The following is a 20,266-nucleotide window of genomic DNA, read 5'->3' as shown; positions in this document are numbered from 1 at the left end:
GGGAAATTAATTTTTAAGGATTCCTACTTCAACCATGCATTCTTTCATGGTTTGGAAGGTCCTTTCAATATCATTATCCAAGCCTATACTGAAACGAATCAGCCCATCACTTAGTCCCATTTCTTTTTGTTCTTCCTCGGGAATTTCAGAAGAAGTGGAACTCCCTGGAGCGCTGAATAAGGTTTTATAAAAGCCTAAACTAACAGCCAGGTAACCTAGATTTTTTTTCTGCATTAACTCCATAAGTTCATTAGCCTTATCCAGACTTCCAACATCGAGGGTAAGCAAGCCTCCAAATCCATAATCTTCATTCATCATGCTTTTGAAAGTGCTATGTCCAGGATGGGATTCCAGACCCGGATATACCGTTCTAAGGCCCTCATTCTGGAATTTTTTTGCCAGGTACATCGCATTGTGGCTATGCTGCTTGATGCGAATATGCAGGGTCCTCAGGTTTTTTAAAACCGAGGCAGCTCTCATACTGTCCATGGTTGGACCTAAGAGCATGGAAGCACCGTCATTCACACTTCTAAGGGAATCGATAAACTCCTGACTTCCGCATGTTACTCCACCAACGGTATCACTACTACCATTAATGAATTTGGTTAAACTATGGATCACGATATCGGCACCCATTACTTTCGGGCTTATCGATAAAGGGGAAAAGGTATTATCTACAATAAAAGTGAGCCCGTGCTTTTTTGCAATTTTGGCCAGTTCAGGGAGATCGGCCACTTCCAGTAAGGGGTTGCTCACAGCTTCGCAATATAAAACCTTTGTCTTTTCAGTTATCGCAGCTTCGACTTTTTCCACATCGGTAATATCAACAAATGAAGTGTTGATATTTAGTCTTGGTGCGAAGTTTTTCAGAAACGCATAGGTTCCCCCGTAAATGGTTCTGCTAGAAACAATATGATCTCCTGCCTGGCACAGCTGAAGTAGGGTGGGGGTTATCGCACCCATTCCACTGGCGGCGACGTTCGCAGTTTCAGTGCCTTCCATGGCTGCCAGGGCTTCTCCTAGATAAAGATTCGAGGGAGAAGAATGTCTGGAATAAAGATAACAGCCTTCCGCATTCCCCTCAAAGGTATCAAACATGGTTTTGGCCGAAAGGAAAGTATATGTGGAAGAATCCGAAATAGAAGGGTTCACTCCTCCGAATTCCCCAAAGTATTGTAAATCCTGGATTTTATCTGCTGGTTTGTATTTCATAAAAATTTAAATTTAAGGTATTACCAAATAACAGGTTTATTAGAATAAAAATCAACCCTAAATTTAATATTTAGAAAAATAAACTATTAAAAGGTGGAAATTAAAAATATTAATCTAGTCTTATGTATTTTTGGTTTTCAGAACAGAAAATTTTTCAGCATATGAAACTCGATGAGAAAGACCTGCAGATCTTACAGCATTTACAAGGGGACAGTAAAATGACCAATAAAGAGATTGCGGTAAAATTGGACCTTTCGGTAACTGCTGTGTATGAACGGATCAAACGTCTGGAAAGGGAAGAAGTGATTTCGAGATATGTGGCCTTGTTAAACCCTGATAAGGTGGAAAAGGCATTTACGGTATTTTGCCAGATAAAACTAATCCAGCATACCAAAGACTATCTTACTCGTTTTGAAGCTGAAGTTACAAGCCTACCTGAAGTTTTAGAATGTTTTCATGTGAGCGGGGAGTATGATTATATTTTAAAAGTGCTGGTTAAAGATATGGCGGCCTATAGAGAATTTATGGTAACTAAACTTACCACCCTGGATCATATAGGCAGTACCCAGAGTACCTTTACGATTGAAAAGGTGAAAAATACCACGGCAATTAAACTTTAATTCTTAAAGTTTTGACAGGAAGGGTCTCCACATTGGTCATTGGCACGAATAGTTGTACTTTTGTGCTTAATTTGTATAAAAATCAACACAAACCATTGAATTATGAGTAAATATGATGTTGCAGTTATAGGTTCAGGCCCCGGAGGTTACGTGGCTGCCATACGCTGCGCACAACTGGGAATGAAAACTGCGATCATTGAAAAATATTCTAGCCTTGGTGGTACTTGCCTTAATGTGGGATGTATCCCAAGTAAGGCTTTGCTAGATTCCTCCCATCACTATCACGATGCGGTGGCTCATTTTAAAGAGCACGGAATCGAGATTCCGGGAGAGATAAAGGTCAACCTGGAAAAGATGATCCAGCGAAAGGCCTCTGTGGTGAAGCAGACATCAGATGGTGTTAAATACCTTATGGATAAGAACAAGATCGATGTGTATGAAGGTATGGGGTCTTTTAAGGACAATACTCATATCAATATCAAAAATAAAGATGATAAAACACAAACCATCGAGGCTGCAAAAACAATTATAGCTACCGGATCTAAGCCCTCCAATCTTCCCTTTATCGAATTAGATAAGGAGCGGGTAATCACCTCTACAGAAGCTTTAACCCTGAAAGAGGTCCCTAAGCACATGATCGTTATAGGGGGTGGGGTGATCGGTCTTGAACTTGGACAGGTATACCGCAGACTGGGAGCTGAAGTTACCGTCGTTGAATTTATGGATCGCATTATTCCGACCATGGATGGTGCTCTTTCAAAAGAACTGCAGAAAGTCTTAAAGAAACAGGGGGTGAAATTCCACCTCTCCACTAAAGTAAAATCGGTGGCCCGTGACGGCGATCAGGTGATTATTAAAGCCGATGATAAAAAAGGTAAAGAACTTGAATTAAAGGGAGATTATTGCCTTGTTTCGGTTGGGCGTCGTCCTTATACCGATGGTCTCAATGCCGAGGCGGCCGGGGTGAAAGTCTCCGATAAGGGAACCATCGATGTGAATGACCATCTTCAGACCAATGTAGAGAATATTTATGCTATTGGGGATGTGGTACGCGGAGCTATGCTGGCGCATAAAGCTGAGGAAGAAGGAACATTTGTTGCTGAAACCATTGCAGGACAAAAACCTCATATCGACTATAATCTGATTCCTGGGGTAGTTTACACCTGGCCCGAGGTTGCTTCGGTAGGTAAAACTCAGGAACAACTTAAGGAAGAAGGAATAAACTATAAAGAAGGAAAATTTCCAATGCGTGCCCTGGGACGCTCGCGGGCCAGTGGCGATATAGATGGATTCGTCAAAATTCTAGCAGATGAAAAGACCGATGAAGTGCTTGGAGTCCATATGATAGGTGCCCGAACTGCCGATCTTATTGCTGAGGCAGTTACGGCTATGGAATTCCGTGCTTCTGCTGAGGATATCTCTAGAATGAGCCACGCACATCCAACATACGCGGAAGCCGTTAAGGAAGCGGCACTTGCTGCTACTGACAACCGTCCGTTGCACGTATAGTTGATACCGGAAATCAAATTTTCAAACCCGGGAATCCTCTGATTTCCGGGTTTGATTTTTTATTCCTTGGGATTCAATTTGGTAGCTGTTCTTTGCCTATATTTAGGGGTTGAAATTAAAGATAGAAAAAATGCCAAAAGGAAAATCACCCTCGAAGAATTCGGCCAAAAAAGAGCCGGTATTGAGCTTAAAGGAAAAGCGGGCTGCCAAGGCCGCTAAGAAAAAGAACAGGACTTAAAAGTAGCTAAAATTAATCCCGCCTTGTCGGGATTTTTCTTTTTAGCCAGAATGGCTATTCTTTAGTAGCTCTTTTAGTGAATAGTGATCACATAGGTCACTTCAAAATTTTCTTTGGGTTCCAGCTGCTCGATGCCTTCTTTGGTTTTAAGGTTTTGATCAGTGCCTTCCACATCAGCAATGCCCAGCCAGGGTTCTATGCAAACAAATGGAGCCCCGGGTTTAGCCCAAATTCCGAGATTTTTAAAACCTGGATATCCCATACTTAATACAGCGCCATGAGCTTTGCTTTTAAGGGTGACTTTTTTGGAGCTAATATTTTTAAAAATAAGGGCATCATTCTCAAAGAGATCTTTTTTTAACCATATTTTATTTTCATTATCCAGGATTCCTTCTGTTTTTTCACTAACCAGGCCTTCTTCATTCAGCAGATAACTGCGTAGGTCCAGCTTTTGATCGAATTCAAGGTAATAATCCTGATAATCCTCATTTTTGGAAAGAGGAACGTTAAATGCCGGATGGCCCCCCAGGGAGAAATACATGGTTTTATCATCCAGGTTAGTGACCTTGTGAGAAACTTCCAATGCTTTTCCATTAAGTCTGAAGCTGATTTCAAAACTAAAACGAAACGGGTAATACTGCAGACTTTCCTGGGAAGCACCTAATTCGAAAACCAGTTGGTCATTGCTGCTGGATTTCAGTACCATGTTTTCATTGTAACGCACAAACCCGTGTTTAGGCATATTATAGGATTTACCTTCGAATTTGTATTGCCCGTTTTTCAGTATTCCAATCACCGGAAATAAATTCGGAGCCTGGTTTGCCCAGATATCAGGATTTCCCTGCCATAAGTATTCAATTCCCGATTCCAGGTTTTTGATACTGGCAAGTTCAGCGCCTACAGGATTAACTTCGATATTTAGAAACTTATTTTTAAGTTTATGCATCTTATTTCTTTTTTCTTCGGTTAGCATTTTTATCTCCCCGGGTTTTAGGTTTCTTATATTTTTTAACGATTTCTCTTTTATAAGATCCCCCGAGGTTTTCTTTTTTGTTTTTCTCTTTTTTCTCGTGGAAAGCAGGCCCGGGCGTATAGACATCAGAGGGTTTTGAAGGATTGTTTGTTTCCAAGATTCTGGGCTGCTCCTCCGGGATAAGTTCCCTGGAAATCGCAACTTCTTCCGGGAGCGCTTTTACCGGAACATCCATTTTCATTAAGGCTTCGATATCCTCCAGGTATCCCATTTCGCTTTCTGTGGTTAATAATAAGGATTTTCCTTCTTTTTCGGCTCTTCCCGTTCGGCCGATACGGTGCATATAATTTTCGGGATATTTTGGCGTATCAAAATTGATCACATGACTCACAGCTTCAATGTCCAAACCCCGGGCCATCACATCGGTAGCAACCAGAATCCGGGAAAACCCGCTACTGAATTGCTTGATGCTTCGAAGCCTGTAATTCTGGGTCTTATTGGAATGGATTACTGTGGCCTGATCAGGGAAATGCGATTCAAGTTCCTGGTGAAGCCGATCAGCTATTCGTTTATAAGCCACAAAAATCAGTACCTTGGAATAGCTTTCTTTATCTCGGAGAATATGCTTTAGGAAATTAACTTTGGTGTGGAAGTTCGGTATTCTGTACCCGGATTGTTCGATATTGTCCAGGGGTGTACCGCTGGCTGCGACAGAAATTTTTTCAGGGCGTTTGAAATTGGACTCGATAAGGCTTTCAACATTTTCAGTTATGGTAGCTGAAAACATGATGTTCTGTCTGTTTTCTGGAAGCAATTCTAGAATATTATTGATCTGAAATTTGAATCCCAGGTCTAGCATAACATCTACTTCGTCGATCACCAGTTTTTGAATGGATTTTAACTGTAATGCTCTTCTGAGAACCAAATCGTAAAGACGCCCGGGGGTTGCCACTACAATATCCTGGCCCTGCAGAAGCCTTTGCTGTTGCGTATTGATATTTACCCCACCATAGACCCCGGCAGTGCGAACATTCATATAGGCCGTAAGTTTTTCAATCTCTTCGAGGACCTGTATTACCAATTCCCTGGTAGGCACTATAATAAGTACCCTGGGGTTTTTTTGCTTAGAAAATTTAAGCAATCTCAAAATCGGAAGGATGTAGGCAAAGGTCTTTCCCGTTCCGGTTTGGGCAATTCCCACCATATCTCTGCCGGACATTATAGTAGAAAAGCTTTGTTCTTGGATCGGGGTCGGAGAAGTAATTCCGATATCATCCAGGGCATTGCGCAAAGGAGTGGTAATGTTTAAATCCTGAAAAGTCACAGTTTGAAGTTTTTATGGGTCGGCAAAGTTAGTGAAACTCTGTTTTAAATCTGCCCCTGGGAACATTTAAAAGCATTTGATAGGCCGGGGGGATTAAGTGTTGGGCTCTCGTTGACTTCAGAGCTTTGATTCCGGGGTAAAATGATCCTGTGAAAATGTTAAGGAAAATCATAAAATCTGGTTGAAAAGCTTTTAGATTCTATATTTTTGGAGATAAGTCTAAGTAGTTATGAAGAAAATTCTTGCCTTTACGGGCTCTAACAGCAGTCGGTCTATCAATATGCAACTATTAAACCATATCACAGATCGCATACAGGGACACCAGATCAAAATCATTCAACTAACCGATTACCAGCTACCGATATATAGTGCAGATATTGAAACCCAGCGCGGCATCCCACTAAATGCAAGTATTATTAAGAACCAGATTGCACAACATGATGCCCTTGTCATTACAGTTAACGAACATAACCGGAATATTTCTGCCTTTTTTAAAAATATTATCGATTGGCTTTCAAGGCTTGATCGTAGTTTTCTTTCGGGCAAAAAGATACTGCTTATGAGCACCTCTCCGGGAGCCCGTGGTGGAGCTGCAGCACTGGAATATTGTAAAACTATTTTTCCCCGTTTTGGAGGAAAGATAGTGCAGAGTTTTAGTTTTCCCTCCTTTCGGGATAATTTCAAGGATGGTGAGATAATAAACGAAGTGCTGGAGTTAGGGGTCCAGGATGTGCTAACCAGTTTTTCCCAGGATGTGGAAGAAATCCCGGAAAAGGATATTGATAAGTAATTCTTACCATGGTTCTGTTAAAAAGACCGGCTGGAATAAATACCACCATAAGAAAAAGCCTGGTTCGATCTTTCATGCTTTAATTTTCGTCTTTTTACCTTTGCCTCCCAAACCTAATTACTCGTGCGAAGCCTAAAACAATTTACCGTAGAAAACCCCGGAGATTTTAAACAAAAGTTGCTTCGATGGAGCAGGCAGTTTCAGGAGGTGGTCTGGCTCGATAGCAATGATTATTCTCAAAAGCATGGAGAATTCGATGCCTTGCTTGCAGTGGAAGCCTTTACCGCTATTAAAACTGACTATCATCAGGCTTTTGAACAACTTCAGGAATATCAGCAGACAACCAGGGACTGGATTTTTGGCTATTTGTCATATGATCTTAAGAATGACGTGGAAATGCTTCGCAGTGAAAATTATGATGGTTTAGGCTTTCCTGATATGTATTTTTTTCAGCCTCAGCGTTTATTTTTGCTTAAGGGTAATACCCTGGAGATGCATTACCTAAGGATGATAGACGATGAAATGGAAGATGACCTGGCTCAGATTAAAAAGGGTGACCCCAGCCCTGACCATGAATATAAGGTGCCTCTTTACAAGGTATCTGAAATCCAGGCTAGGACCTCTGAGAAAAACTACCTGGAAAAAGTGGAACGAATGCTAAATCATATTCAACGAGGTGATATTTACGAGGCCAATCTTTGTCAGGAATTCTACCTTGAAAATCAGCGGATCCATCCCATTGGGGTTTTTCAGGATCTCAATGCTATTTCTGAACCACCATTTGCTGCGTTTTTACGGCTGGAAGAATTTTATATGCTCTCCAGCTCGCCCGAGCGCTACCTGAAGAAAAAAGGATCCAAACTTATTTCCCAACCTATAAAGGGAACAGCCAGGCGCTCAGAAAACAAGGATGAGGATTCCCTTATAGCTGAAAACCTCACAAAAGACCCCAAGGAATATTCGGAAAATGTAATGATCGTGGATCTGGTACGCAATGACCTTTCCAGGATCGCAAAAAAAGGAAGTGTGAAGGTGGAAGAGCTGTGTCGGGTATATCCATTTAAGCAGGTACACCAGTTAATCTCTACGGTCTCTGCAGAAATTGAAGATGATATACCGCCGGTGGAGAGCTTACGCTTGACCTTTCCTATGGGCAGTATGACTGGAGCACCTAAGATTTCTGCCATGAAGATCATCGAGGAACTGGAAGATTCCAAACGTGGTCTATATAGTGGTGCGGTGGGGTATTTCACTCCGGAGGGCGATTTTGATTTTAATGTAGTCATTCGCAGTATACTGTACAATTCTGAAAAAGAATATGTGTCTTTCTCGGTGGGGGGTGCCATAACGGCCCAGTCCATTCCCGAGAAGGAATATGAAGAATGTCTTTTAAAGGCAAAAGCGATGCGGCAGGTGCTTTCTTAATTGCGGCTTTTGTATCTTTGGATGGTGATGGAAAAAGCCTTTAAGAATCTGATCAAGAATGATTTTTCTTACCTCTGTAATTCCAGGTTATTGCTGGCGGTAAGTGGTGGTCTGGATAGTGCAGTGCTTTTGCATTTATGCAAAGAGGCCAAACTGGATTTTGCCGTTGCGCATTGTAATTTTAATCTTCGGGGGAAAGAGAGCGATGCTGATGAGCGCTTTGTCAAAGAATTGGCCCAGAAGATGGGGGTAGAGGTTTACCTGCAGAAATTTGACACCGCTGAATATGCCGCGGATAAAAAACTTTCAATTCAAATGGCGGCGCGAGACTTGCGCTACCATTGGTTCGAGGAAATAAGAGTCACTAAGAAACTGGATTATATTCTTACGGCACATCACGCCAATGACGATTTGGAGACTTTTCTTATAAATCTTGTTCGCGGTACAGGGCTGGAAGGCCTCTCAGGGATCAGACCGGAAAATAACAGGGTAATTCGTCCCTTGTTGCAATTCTCACGGAAGGAGATTGAAGCCTATGCCAAGGACCATGGTGTTGTATGGAGGGAAGATAGCAGCAATGCCTCTACCAAATACCTCAGAAATAAAATAAGGCACGAAATGGTTCCTCTCTTCGAAGCACTTAACCCTGAGTTTTTAAATTCATTTTTACAAACACAAGCGCATTTAAAGGAAAGTCAGGAGCTGGTGGAGGACTATATCAGCCTTATATATCCGGAGGTTGTTGAAAAAGGAAAGTTGGGTTATGAGCTTGATATTGCCTTTCTTAGAAAGATACCCAATACAAAATCGGTGCTTTACCAAATGCTAAAGACTTTTGGTTTTACCCAATGGAACGATGTGTATAACCTGCTGGATGCTCAGCCCGGGAAGATGGTCTTCTCACCAACCCACAGGTTGATAAAGGACAGGGAAAAACTTATACTTACCGAACTTCCCTCGGAAAACCTTGAGAGGGAATTTCAAATTGAGGAGGATGAGGAAGTTGTCATGTTACCTATGGGTACCTTTACATTTTCTCAGGTTAGGAAAATAGAGGAAAAGACTACGTATAGTATTTATGTTAACCCGGAGTTACTTGAGTATCCGTTAGTTGTGCGTAAATGGCGAAAAGGGGATTACTTTTATCCCTTTGGAATGAAAGGAAAGAAAAAGCTTAGCGACTTCTTTAAGGACAAAAAATTATCCATTCCCGAAAAGGAGAACAGCTGGTTGCTGTGTTCGGGAGAAAAAATTGTTTGGGTGATCAATAAACGTGCGGATAATCGATTCGCAATAACTTCACCCGATCAGAAAATATTAAAAATCACCTATAGTTTATGAGGTACCTGGCAAGTCTGTGTCTATTAGTTTTTTCATTTGCAACGGCTAATGCACAGTTTTTTGATGACAATGAACAAAATTATCAGTTTTCTAATCCAATTAGCTGGGAAGCAGAGGTCACCCAGGAAAACGATAGTATATACAATCTAATATTTACCGCTACCCTGGAAGAAGGCTGGCACCTGTATTCTCAGCAGGAAGCCGATATTGAAATCGCACCCATTCCAACAAAATTCACTTATAATGATGCTCCTGATACCTATGAACTAATAGGCCAGACCGAAGAGCCCGATGCCGAACCCTATTATGATGAAGTCTTTGGTGCTGATATTATTTATTTTGATGATGAGGCGGTCTTTACTCAGAAAATCAAGGTTTTTAATCCGGAAGGCCTGGAAGTGGTTGCTGAGGTCTATTTTTCGGTTTGTGACGATGAGCAATGTCTGCCTCCGGAAACCGAGCGTTTTACCATAGCCCTTGAGAACAAAAAGGTCACCTCCGGTTTTACTGACCTTGAGGTTACCGAGAAAGATCAGGAGCTTGCCGATGCCCTGGATATGAACCTTCAGGGAATGGAAGCTTACCAGACCAGTGAAGAAGAGGGTAATAATTTTACCAGTATATTTTTTCTTGGTTTTCTGGGAGGACTCATCGCCTTACTGACCCCATGTGTATTTCCTATGATCCCATTAACGGTTTCCTTCTTTACCAAGGGAGCTAAAAACAAAAAGAAAGGCACTGTAAATGCTATTTCCTATGGTTTTTTTATTGTCTTAATCTACCTTATTCTCAGTATACCTTTTCACCTTTTGGACAGTGTGAACCCTGAATTACTGAATAATATCTCCACTAATGTTAGTCTTAATGTGCTTTTCTTTATCATATTTATCATTTTTGCTTTTTCCTTTTTTGGATATTATGAAATAACCCTGCCCAGTTCATGGAGCAGTAAAATGGATGATAAGGCCTCCAGTGTTGGAGGATTCATAGGAATTTTCTTTATGGCGCTAACCCTGGCCCTGGTGTCGTTCTCCTGTACCGGGCCTATCCTTGGTTCTTTGCTTGGAGGATCCTTGACCAGTGATGGGGGAGCCATGCAGCTTTCCGTAGGAATGGGAGGTTTTGGTCTTGCCCTGGCCTTACCCTTCGCTCTTTTTGCCCTATTTCCGAACTGGTTGAATTCCCTGCCAAAGAGTGGTGGATGGCTTAATACCGTAAAGGTGACCTTAGGTTTTGTTGAACTAGGCCTGGCTTTTAAATTTCTCTCCAATGCGGATTTGGTGCAACACTGGGGAATTTTAAAACGCGAGATATTTATCGGGATTTGGATCCTTATTGGCTTAGGGCTTGTAGCTTATCTCTTTGGCTTGCTTCGTTTTCCCCATGAGGGGCCTAAGCAAAGAATCAGTAAAGGCCGTTTTGGAGTAGGTATCCTGTTTCTTTTATTTGTGATCTATTTAATACCAGGACTTACCAATACCAGCCATGCTAACCTGAAATTACTAAGCGGATTTCCACCTCCTTTATTTTACAGTGTGTATGATAAGGACACCGAAGCACCGCTTGGTCTGGAGGCCTATAAAGATTGGGATGAAGGGCTTAAGGCAGCCAAAAGGGAAAACAAACCTATCATGTTGGACTTTACCGGCTGGGCCTGTGTAAACTGTCGTAAAATGGAGGAACAGGTTTGGAGTGAACCTGAGGTATTTCGCACTATTCGGGATGAATATATCCTTATATCCCTTTATGTGGATGATCGCAAAGATCTGGAAGAAGACCAACAGTTTAATTATATTAGACCAAATGGCAGTATAAAGCCTATTGAAACAATTGGTGATAAATGGGCCACTTTTCAGACTATCAATTTCCGAAACAATTCGCAACCTTTTTATGTTCTGGTTGACCCGGAGGTCAATATGTTGCATAAGCCGGTAGGGTATATGCCCGATGCCGGTAGGTATTACAACTGGTTGCAGGAAGGACTGGAAAAATTCCGGGAGGATTCTAAAAATTAAATTTTCTTCCTCTTTATGCAGGTAATTTCTATCTTTAGGAACTTTAAAAATATAGCCTTAAGATGAAATTACTCCGGAATGTATTTATTGTATTGTTTATCAGTACCCTTAGCCTGCAAATTGTTGCGCAATCCCAGGAATTTGAGGTAAAAGAGCATTATCATAAAACCGAAGTTGCCATTCCAATGCGGGATGGGGTTGAGTTGCATACCACAATTTATCGGCCTAAAGACACCTCCAAAGAATACCCTATTCTTTTGCAACGTACTCCTTACAGTGCCCGACCCTATGGGGAAGATCAATTTCGATCCCTTATAGGACCCAATAAGTTCTTGATGGAGGAAGGTAATATTATTGTCTATCAGGATGTACGGGGCAGATGGATGAGTGAAGGGAAGTATGATAATATGAGGGCTTTTATTCCTGAAAAAAAAGGGAATCAAACCGATGAATCCAGTGATACTTATGATACTATTGAATGGTTAATCAATAATGTTGAGAACAATAACGGCCGGGTCGGTACCTGGGGGATTTCTTATCCCGGACATTACGCGGTAGCTTCCTTGCTCGATGCACATCCGGCTCTTAAAGCAGCCTCTCCTCAGGCTGGTATTGGAGATTTTTATTTTGATGATTTCCATCACAATGGTGCCTATCTTTTAAGTTATTGGAGAGCAACGGCCCTGTTTGGCTACCAAAAAGAGGGTCCAACTGATGAGCCCTGGTATGAACTTCCCGGACTGGGAACCCAGGACCAGTACCAGTTTTTCCTGGACGTAGGCCCTTTGAGCAATCTCGATAAATATTACGGTGAGGATAATGAATTCTGGCAACAGTTAAAAGAACATCCTAATTACGATGAATTCTGGCAAAGCCGTGGAATCATACAACACCTGGAAGATATTGAACCTGCGGTGATGGTCGTGGGAGGTTTGTTTGATGCGGAAGATCTCTATGGACCTTTCGAGACTTATAAAAATATTGAAGCGCGAAGCGATAATTACAATACCATGGTTATGGGCCCATGGAGTCATGGTGACTGGGCGCGTTTAAGCCAGCGGCAGGCCGTGGGAAACGTTTATTTTGGAGACCACCTCTCGGAGGATTACCAGCGAAATATCGAAACAGTCTTCTTCAATCATTTCCTGAAAGGGGATACCAATGAAGATCCCGAATTGCCGGAAGCCTATTTGTATGACACTGGACAGCGCCAATGGAATACCTATGACCAATGGCCGCCAGAGGGAGAGGAAAAGGTTTTTTTCCTGGGGCCTGATCAAAAGCTTACCGATGAGCCTAGCCAAACAGAAAAGCGTTTTGTCAGTGATATAAAAAAGCCGGTACCTTATAATGATGAGATTAAAGCGGTTTTCACCCCTCGTGAATATATGACTGGTGACCAGCGTTTTGCCGCAAGACGACCAGATGTGCTTGTTTTTGAAACCGAGCGTCTTGAGCAGGATATGAAACTCGCAGGGGAAATCGAGGCTGTTCTTCAGGTTGCCACTACCGGGACCAGTGCTGACTGGATCGTTAAGGTCATCGATGTATATCCTATGGATGCCGAGGATTATGAAGAAACCATGCCTCATCTGGATATGGATAACTATCATATGATGGTTCGAAGTGAAGTAATGCGCGGTCGCTTTAGAAACAGTTTTGAAAATCCTGAACCTTTTGTGCCCAATCAAAAAACCGAAGTGGCCATTAAGCTTCAGGACATAAACCATACCTTTAAGAAAGGACATAAATTGCAGATTCAGGTGCAGAGTACCTGGTTTCCCCTTATAGATCTTAACCCTCAGACCTACGTGCCGAATATTTTTGAGGCTTCAGAAGAAGATTTCAAAACGCAAACACATACGGTTTATGGTGATTCCAAGATTAAATTCATCGAAATTATAAATTAAGTGTTTAATGAATTTCAGAATTAAGAAACATTATATATTAATACTTCTGCTGGGGGCTATAGTGGCTTGCGGAGAAGAAAAAAACAATTATTCGAAGGCTGAAAAAAAAGAAGCATCGGAGAAGCTCAACCAGTATTTTGAAATGGAATTTCAGAAGGATGTTGATGATTCTCCAATGTTGCAGACCAGGCTGGGCGAGAAATCAGATTATGATAAATGGGATGATCTTTCTCACCTTAAATATGCAGAAGATCTTAAAAAAGCCAAAAAACGTCTTGAATACCTAAAGACGGTTGATGTAGAAGCCCTCAATGAAGAAACCCGGTTAAGCTACAGGTTGTATAAACAGCAAATCGAAAATGAGATCGCTGATTATGATTACCGCTTCTATAATTATCCGGTAAACCAGATGCACGGGTACCAATCGGAGCTGCCTGCCTTTCTTATCAACATGCACCGGATCGATTCAATCAGTGATGCCCGAGCCTATATTGCGCGCCTCAAAGCTTTTCCCGAACTGGTAGAAGATATTATAGGAAATATTAAAATAAGGGAGCAAAATGGCATCGTCCCTCCAAAATTTGTTTTTGATAAAGTCCTGGAAGACAGTAGGAATGTTATTAAAGGAAAACCTTTTGGTAAAGCCAAGGAGCGCAGTGTATTATTAAAGGACTTTTATACCAAGGTGCAGGGACTGGATATTACGGATGAGGAAAAAAGAAGACTTATTAATGAAGCACAGCAGGCTCTTATCGATAAGGTAAAACCCGCATATGAGAACCTGATCGCTACCCTGGAGAATCAGCAAAAGCGTGCTAATATCGATGCCGGAGCCTGGAAGTTCCCAAAGGGAATTGAATTTTATAACAATGCTTTAAAGCGATATACCACAACTGATCTCACTGCTGAGGAAATTCACGAGATGGGAAAATCCGAAGTAGCCAGAATCCATGCTGAAATGGAAGTGCTCATGAATGAAGTTGGATTTGAGGGATCAATGCAGGAATTCTTTGATTTTATGCGGGAAGATCCACAATTCTATTATGAAGATTCTCCAGAAGGGCGTGCGAGGTACCTGGCCAATGCCACTGAGATTATTAATACGATGAAAGGCCGACTTGATGAACTCTTTTTAACCAAGCCCAAAGCTGATATTGTGGTAAAGGCAGTAGAACCTTTTAGGGAACGCAGTGCAGGAAAGGCTTTTTATCAGCTACCTGCTAAAGATGGTTCCCGGCCCGGTACTTATTATGCCAACCTGTACGATATGAAAGCTATGCCGATCTATCAGATGGAAGCCCTGGCATATCATGAGGGTATACCCGGTCATCACATGCAACTGGCTATCGCCCAGGAATTGGAAAATATTCCTGAATTTAGAAAACACAGCTTTTATACCGCCTATATTGAAGGATGGGGGTTATATAGTGAACTTCTTCCCAAGGAAATAGGATTTTATAAGGATCCTTATTCGGATTTTGGCAGGCTTGCTATGGAACTCTGGCGTTCCTGTCGCCTTGTGGTAGATACCGGAATCCATGCGAAAAAATGGACCCGGGAAGAAGGTATTGAATATTATAAACAAAACACCCCCAATGCCGAAAGCGATGCTATAAAGATGGTAGAAAGGCATATTGTTATGCCTGGGCAGGCCACGGCATATAAAGTGGGAATGAACAAAATCCTCGAATTAAGGGAGACAGCCAGGAACGAGTTAGGTGATGATTTTGATATAAGAGAATTCCATGACCTGATCCTATTAAATGGGGCAATGCCCTTAAATATTCTAGAGGAAAGAGTGATGAATTGGATAGAAGAATATAACTAATTAAACAGCGATATTGAGAATGATCACAGAAGACGAGTTGAAGACAATCCAATTGGTGAACAAACAGCAAAGCAAGCTGGAAATTCTCAATTATGGTGCGGCCATCCTTAGTTTTGTAATTAAGGATAAAAAGGAGGAGGCTACGAATGTTATAGTTTCTCCCCGGGCAAGTGAATTTGTAAAGCCGGTTTATAAGGAGCATAATAAATGTTTTGGAGCTTCCGTAGGGCGCTATGCCGGCCGTATCTCGGGTGGACAATTCAAACTTGATGATAAAACTTATGAGCTTCATGAGAAAAATGGTGTGCATTTGCATGGTGGGGATTATGGGTTTGCCTATAGAATTTGGAAAATAGATACCCAAACATCAGGGGAGAACCCATCTGTTAAACTTTCTTATCTAAGTGAAGATGGGGAAGAGGGGTATCCTGGAAATTTAAGGGCCTTTGTGAAATACACCCTTACGGAAGAAAATGAAATTTTAATTGAGTATAACGCCACCAGCGATAAGAAAACAGTGATCAACCTGACCAATCATGCCTATTTTAATCTCAATGGAGAAGGAAGTGTGAGCGATCATTTTCTCCAAATTGCCGCCAGGAAAATTTTGCAGGTAGACGATCAGCTATTGCCCACGGGGGACCTGGTAAAACTTAAAAATCACCCTAAGGATTTTAGCAAAAGCAAACTTATCGGAAATCGTCCCTTGGATGACAGTTTTGTACTTGATAATGAGGAGAGTGAAAATGCCGCGGTGCTGTTTGCCCCTTTAACCGGGATAAAAATGGAGCTTAAAACGAATCAACCGGCACTAGTGGCTTATGCCCCTGAAGACTTGCCAAAAGACCTGGAGTATAAAACCAAGATTTCAGATAAATATCCCTCCATCTGTCTGGAAGCCCAAAATTTTCCCGATGCTCCGAATTTCAGAAATTTTCCTTCCAGTGTTCTTAAACCCGGCGACACCTATAGCAATAAGATCACTCTAAGCTTTAAGGTTGTATCATGAAAAAAAATAAGCGTATTAATGAAGCTTATTAAAATTTTGCACTTTTTTTATCAAAAATTTAAGGAGGTTTCTGAGAATAGGAAAGCTTTTTAATACAAATATGAATTAGGTATGGAGTTTGGCTTTTTAGATCAGGTTGTCTTTGTAATTTACGCTTTAAGCATTGTAGCGATAGGCTTATGGGTTTCCCGGGGTAAAGGGAGCACTTCTGAAGATTACTTCCTGGCAGGAAAATCACTCCCCTGGTGGGCTATTGGAGCCTCGCTAATCGCTGCTAATATCTCGGCCGAACAATTTATCGGAATGTCTGGTTCTGGTTTTGCCATCGGTCTTGCCATTGCTTCTTATGAGTGGATGGCTGCCTTTACCCTTCTTATAGTGGGTAAATTCTTCCTGCCTATCTTCATAAAAAAAGGCCTCTATACCATCCCTGAATTTGTAGAGGTGCGTTATGGGACAAGCCTGAAAACCATCCTTGCGGTATTCTGGATCGCACTATTTATCTTTGTGAATCTTACCTCGGTACTCTATCTTGGGGCTACTGCCTTGGACACCATAATTGGTAATGGAGATGGTTCCCTATTCCTTTATTCGATCTTTGGCCTTGCACTTTTTGCTGCGGCTTACTCACTTTATGGGGGTCTTTCCGCGGTAGCCTGGACTGATGTTGTACAGGTTATTCTCCTTATTATCGGCGGATTGATTATGACTTATATCGCTCTGGATAATGTTACTGAAGGGGGTGGGGTGATCAACGGAATGGTCTCTATATATGATCAGGTGCCCGAGAAATTTTCCATGATCCTGGAAAAGGGAGAAATCATTACACCCAATGGTAAAGATGCCTGGTGGGACCTTCCGGGTCTTGCCGTTCTTATAGGTGGGATGTGGGTAGCCAATCTTTATTACTGGGGCTTTAACCAATATATCATTCAGAGGACCCTGGCAGCAAAAAGTTTAAGAGAATCTCAAAAAGGGATCGTGCTTGCCGCTTTTCTAAAGTTGATTATTCCATTAATCGTGGTCATTCCCGGTATTATTGCCTTTGTGATGAATACCGGTCCCAACGGAGAGATCGCTTCAGCTTTCACCGATATTTCTTTTTTCTCGAGTACAGGAAATGTGATCAATGATAATGCAGCTCCCTGGTTGATCAGGGAATTCATTCCAGCCGGACTTAAGGGGCTTGTATTAGCAGCCCTTGCTGCGGCAATCGTTTCCTCAGTGGCTTCCATGCTTAATTCCACGGCAACTATCTTTACCATGGATATTTATAAACCTTATTTCCAGAAAGGGAATTCTGAAAAAGGTTTGGTGAAAGTAGGCCGGATCTCTGCAGGACTTGCGCTTATTATTGCGGTAATACTGGCGCCGCAATTAAAGAACCTGGGACAGGTATTTCAGTATATTCAGGAATATACAGGGGTGGTAAGCCCGGGAATTCTGGCTGTCTTTATCCTTGGGCTTTTCTGGAGAAAAACCACTAATAAGGCGGCCATTTACGGAGTCCTGGCTTCTATTCCTATTGCCTTCTATTTCAAAATAGGACCAAACGGATGGGTGGAAAGCCCGTTCTTCCTTAATCTTCCTTTTATGCATCAAATGATGGCGACCTGGCTTTTAACCATGGCCATAATGGTCATTATCAGCCTGGTGGAGGGCAAGGGTGAAAACCACGAAAAATCCATTCCTTTAAGTAAAGAATTATTTAAAACAGGCTCCGCCTTTAATATTGGAAGTTTTACGCTTTTGCTAATTCTGGTTATGCTCTATGCATTGTTTTGGTAAGAAACCCTTACCGGGAAGTGTAATGTTCTTCCGGACATTCCCTTAGTCTTTGTGCTGCCTGTTCCGCTGTGATATCACGCTGCGGGCCAGCCAGCATTTCATAGCCTACCATAAACTTCTTCACTGTAGCCGAGCGCAGAAGAGGAGGGTAGAAACTCATATGAAAATGCCAGTGAGGGTGTTCCTGGCCATCGGTAGGCGCCTGGTGAATCCCCGAAGAATAAGGAAAAGATGTCTCAAAAAGATTATCATATTTAATGGTAAGCTTCTTTATTATCCTGGCAAAATCGACTTCCTCCTCCTGATTTAATTGCCCGATATGCTGATAATGGTTTTTTGGAATGATCATAGCCTCAAAGGGCCAAACGGCCCAATAAGGTACCAGGGCAACAAAGTGTTCGGTCACTTCAAGGATCCGTTCTTTTGCCTTTAGCTCCTGCTTTAAATAATCACCTAAAAGGCTGCGATTATTTTCTTTCCAGTATTGATTTAGTTGTGCTGTTTTTTTCTGGACTTCGGTCGGAATTGATTTCTGGGACCAGATTTGCCCATGGGGATGCGGATTGCTACAGCCCATCAGCTCTCCTTTATTCTCAAAGATCTGTACATAATTGATGTCCGGCTGAGTTCCCAAAGCTGCATATTCCTGCTTCCATAGCTTTATCACATCGGTGATAGCTTTAATTTTCATAAGGGGTAAGGTAAGGGAATGATCTGGGGAAAAACACACCACCTTACAAATGCCGCTTTCAGGTTCAGCTTTTAGAAGACCCTGCTCCTTTGCTTGCGATGAATTTTCAGGGAGTAGTGCGGGGAAATCATTAACAAAAGAAAAGGGCTTTTGGTAATCAGGATTGGTTTTTCCGCTATTACGGGTGTTTCCAGGACAGAGGTAACAGGTAGGCTCGTATACTTCCCTTTTTTCGGTGGTTTGTTTTTCGGTTTTTCCTTGCCAGGGTCGTTTGGTCCTGTGGGGTGAAACCAGGGTCCATTCCCCGGTTAGGATATTATATCTTCTATGTGGTGTGGTATTGATAGTTGTGCTCATGATCTTAGTTTTTGTAAATAAGGGTGCCTGCATCGGCCTGTACGGTAATGGGTTCGGGCCTAAGACCGAATTCCTTGAAATAGGCCTTTTCCACTTCGCGTATAAAATTATCAATTTGATCTGTTTCAATGATATTGATGGTGCAGCCTCCAAAGCCACCGCCCATCATTCGGGCTCCGTAAATAAAATCTTTTTCACGAGTAAAATCCACGAGAAAATCCAATTCCCGGCAACTTACTTCATATTGATGTTGAAGTCCTTGGTGAGAAGCGTACATCAGATCACCAAATTGATTAAGATCCCGATTTTTAATGGCCTTAGCAGCTATAAGTACCCTTTTGTTTTCCTCGATCACATAACGACACCGGTCATAGATTCTTCCATGGAAACGAGTTTTAAATTCTTCAAGAAGATGTGTATCGACATCTCTGAGGCTTTTTACTTCAGGATGGGCCTTTGCGATAATACTGACTCCTTCTTCGCATTGCTGTCTTCGCTTATTATATTGGCTATCAGCAAGACTGTGAGAGATCCTGGTATTGAGAAGTAAAATTTTACAATTCTTGAAATCGGCATGAATATAATGGGCATCGAGACTTTTACAATCAAGAAGAATTAAATGATCCTTTTTGCTCATTACAGAGGCATACTGGTCCATGATCCCGCAATTGGAGCCCACAAAATTATGTTCTGCCCCTTGAGCCAGGGCAATGATATTCATCTTGGTTAGCTTTAGATCAAATAACTCGTTCAACCCGCTGGCCAGACCGCATTCCAATGCTGCGGATGAACTTATGCCCGCCCCAATGGGCAAATCGCTTTTTATCACCCCATCGAAGCCTCTGAGTTTCTTTCCTAATTTTTGAATTTCACTGACCACACCAAGGATATAATTCTCCCAGGCATTTTCACTCTTTTTAAAATCTCTCAAATTGAATATCAAGGTGGAATCGAAGGTCTCACTGTAAATTCGGCAAATGGAGTCTGAATTGTTTTCCCGAAGCTTGAAATAAATTTTTTTGTCAATGGCCGTAGGCATCACAAAACCATTATTGTAATCGGTGTGTTCTCCGATGAGGTTGATTCTACCGGGAGATTCCACGGTAACCTGGCCCAAAAATTCTTCGTAACTTCTGATGCTAAACTCGCTGTCCAATATTTTATTTTTTATAATGAATTTCAAAGATAATAAATGTAAAAATTACATTCATTTAATTAGAAGGAAATTTTTCTTTT

At 41.8% G+C, this 20,266-nt stretch carries 15 protein-coding genes; 10 read left to right on the top strand and 5 right to left on the bottom strand.

What is annotated here, in order from left to right; genetic code table 11:
• Positions 1–6: 6 nt before the first annotated feature.
• On the bottom strand, positions 7–1,212 hold the full coding sequence (locus ACW6NC_RS09240; RefSeq protein WP_457865445.1) for an aminotransferase class I/II-fold pyridoxal phosphate-dependent enzyme: 1,206 nt from the start codon (positions 1,210–1,212) through the stop codon (positions 7–9).
• Between the two features lie 161 nt (positions 1,213–1,373).
• On the opposite strand from ACW6NC_RS09240, the gene ACW6NC_RS09235 reads away from it, so the two are divergent.
• Together ACW6NC_RS09235 and lpdA are read left to right on the top strand one after the other, a co-directional pair.
• The gene (locus tag ACW6NC_RS09235; RefSeq protein WP_457865516.1) at positions 1,374–1,832 is read left to right on the top strand and encodes an Lrp/AsnC family transcriptional regulator; all 459 of its coding nucleotides are present in this window, start codon (positions 1,374–1,376) and stop codon (positions 1,830–1,832) included.
• Positions 1,833–1,934: 102 nt separating this feature from the next.
• Positions 1,935–3,341: a dihydrolipoyl dehydrogenase gene (lpdA, locus tag ACW6NC_RS09230; RefSeq protein WP_457865443.1), complete on the top strand. Its 1,407-nt coding sequence runs from the start codon at positions 1,935–1,937 to the stop codon at positions 3,339–3,341.
• A gap of 311 nt (positions 3,342–3,652) precedes the next feature.
• Here the strand turns inward: lpdA and ACW6NC_RS09225 are convergent, their stop codons facing one another.
• Both ACW6NC_RS09225 and ACW6NC_RS09220 read right to left on the bottom strand, forming a co-directional pair.
• Entirely contained in the window at positions 3,653–4,525 is an 873-nt protein-coding gene (locus ACW6NC_RS09225; protein WP_457865441.1) for an aldose 1-epimerase family protein, read from the bottom strand.
• Between the two features lies 1 nt (position 4,526).
• Positions 4,527–5,876, bottom strand: coding sequence for a DEAD/DEAH box helicase (locus tag ACW6NC_RS09220; RefSeq protein ID WP_457865440.1), 1,350 nt, complete (start codon positions 5,874–5,876; stop codon positions 4,527–4,529).
• Between the two features lie 229 nt (positions 5,877–6,105).
• Here ACW6NC_RS09220 and ACW6NC_RS09215 point away from each other — a divergent pair, with 229 nt between their 5' ends.
• From ACW6NC_RS09215 to ACW6NC_RS09180, 8 genes are all read left to right on the top strand, one after another.
• On the top strand, positions 6,106–6,666 hold the full coding sequence (locus ACW6NC_RS09215) for an NADPH-dependent FMN reductase (protein ID WP_457865438.1): 561 nt from the start codon (positions 6,106–6,108) through the stop codon (positions 6,664–6,666).
• A 123-nt stretch (positions 6,667–6,789) separates the two neighbouring features.
• Positions 6,790–8,091, top strand: a complete 1,302-nt coding sequence (pabB, locus tag ACW6NC_RS09210) for an aminodeoxychorismate synthase component I (RefSeq protein WP_457865436.1) — start codon at positions 6,790–6,792, stop codon at positions 8,089–8,091.
• Between the two features lie 27 nt (positions 8,092–8,118).
• A complete protein-coding gene (gene tilS / locus ACW6NC_RS09205) occupies positions 8,119–9,432 on the top strand; it encodes a tRNA lysidine(34) synthetase TilS (RefSeq protein ID WP_457865434.1) in 1,314 nt (437 codons plus the stop codon).
• Positions 9,429–11,447: a cytochrome c biogenesis protein CcdA gene (locus ACW6NC_RS09200; protein ID WP_457865432.1), complete on the top strand. Its 2,019-nt coding sequence runs from the start codon at positions 9,429–9,431 to the stop codon at positions 11,445–11,447. Before tilS ends, ACW6NC_RS09200 begins: the two co-directional genes overlap by 4 nt.
• Before the next feature lie 62 nt (positions 11,448–11,509).
• Positions 11,510–13,357 carry a CocE/NonD family hydrolase gene (locus ACW6NC_RS09195; RefSeq protein WP_457865431.1) on the top strand — a complete coding sequence of 616 codons (1,848 nt, stop codon included), beginning with the start codon at positions 11,510–11,512 and terminating at the stop codon, positions 13,355–13,357.
• Positions 13,358–13,364: 7 nt separating this feature from the next.
• On the top strand, positions 13,365–15,185 hold the full coding sequence (locus ACW6NC_RS09190; RefSeq protein WP_457865429.1) for a DUF885 domain-containing protein: 1,821 nt from the start codon (positions 13,365–13,367) through the stop codon (positions 15,183–15,185).
• Between the two features lie 19 nt (positions 15,186–15,204).
• Positions 15,205–16,194, top strand: coding sequence for an aldose epimerase family protein (locus ACW6NC_RS09185; protein WP_457865428.1), 990 nt, complete (start codon positions 15,205–15,207; stop codon positions 16,192–16,194).
• Between the two features lie 111 nt (positions 16,195–16,305).
• The gene (locus ACW6NC_RS09180) at positions 16,306–17,982 is read left to right on the top strand and encodes a sodium/sugar symporter (protein ID WP_457865426.1); all 1,677 of its coding nucleotides are present in this window, start codon (positions 16,306–16,308) and stop codon (positions 17,980–17,982) included.
• A 7-nt stretch (positions 17,983–17,989) separates the two neighbouring features.
• Here ACW6NC_RS09180 and ACW6NC_RS09175 read toward each other — a convergent pair whose 3' ends face one another.
• Positions 17,990–19,030, bottom strand: coding sequence for a UDP-glucose--hexose-1-phosphate uridylyltransferase (locus tag ACW6NC_RS09175; RefSeq protein WP_457865424.1), 1,041 nt, complete (start codon positions 19,028–19,030; stop codon positions 17,990–17,992).
• Between the two features lie 4 nt (positions 19,031–19,034).
• On the bottom strand, positions 19,035–20,186 hold the full coding sequence (gene galK / locus ACW6NC_RS09170; RefSeq protein ID WP_457865423.1) for a galactokinase: 1,152 nt from the start codon (positions 20,184–20,186) through the stop codon (positions 19,035–19,037).
• Positions 20,187–20,266: the final 80 nt, after the last annotated feature.

The organism is Salegentibacter profundi (assembly GCF_054121475.1).
The sequence above is the reverse complement of the archived record's forward strand: the minus strand, read 5'-3'. Positions and strand labels throughout refer to the sequence as shown.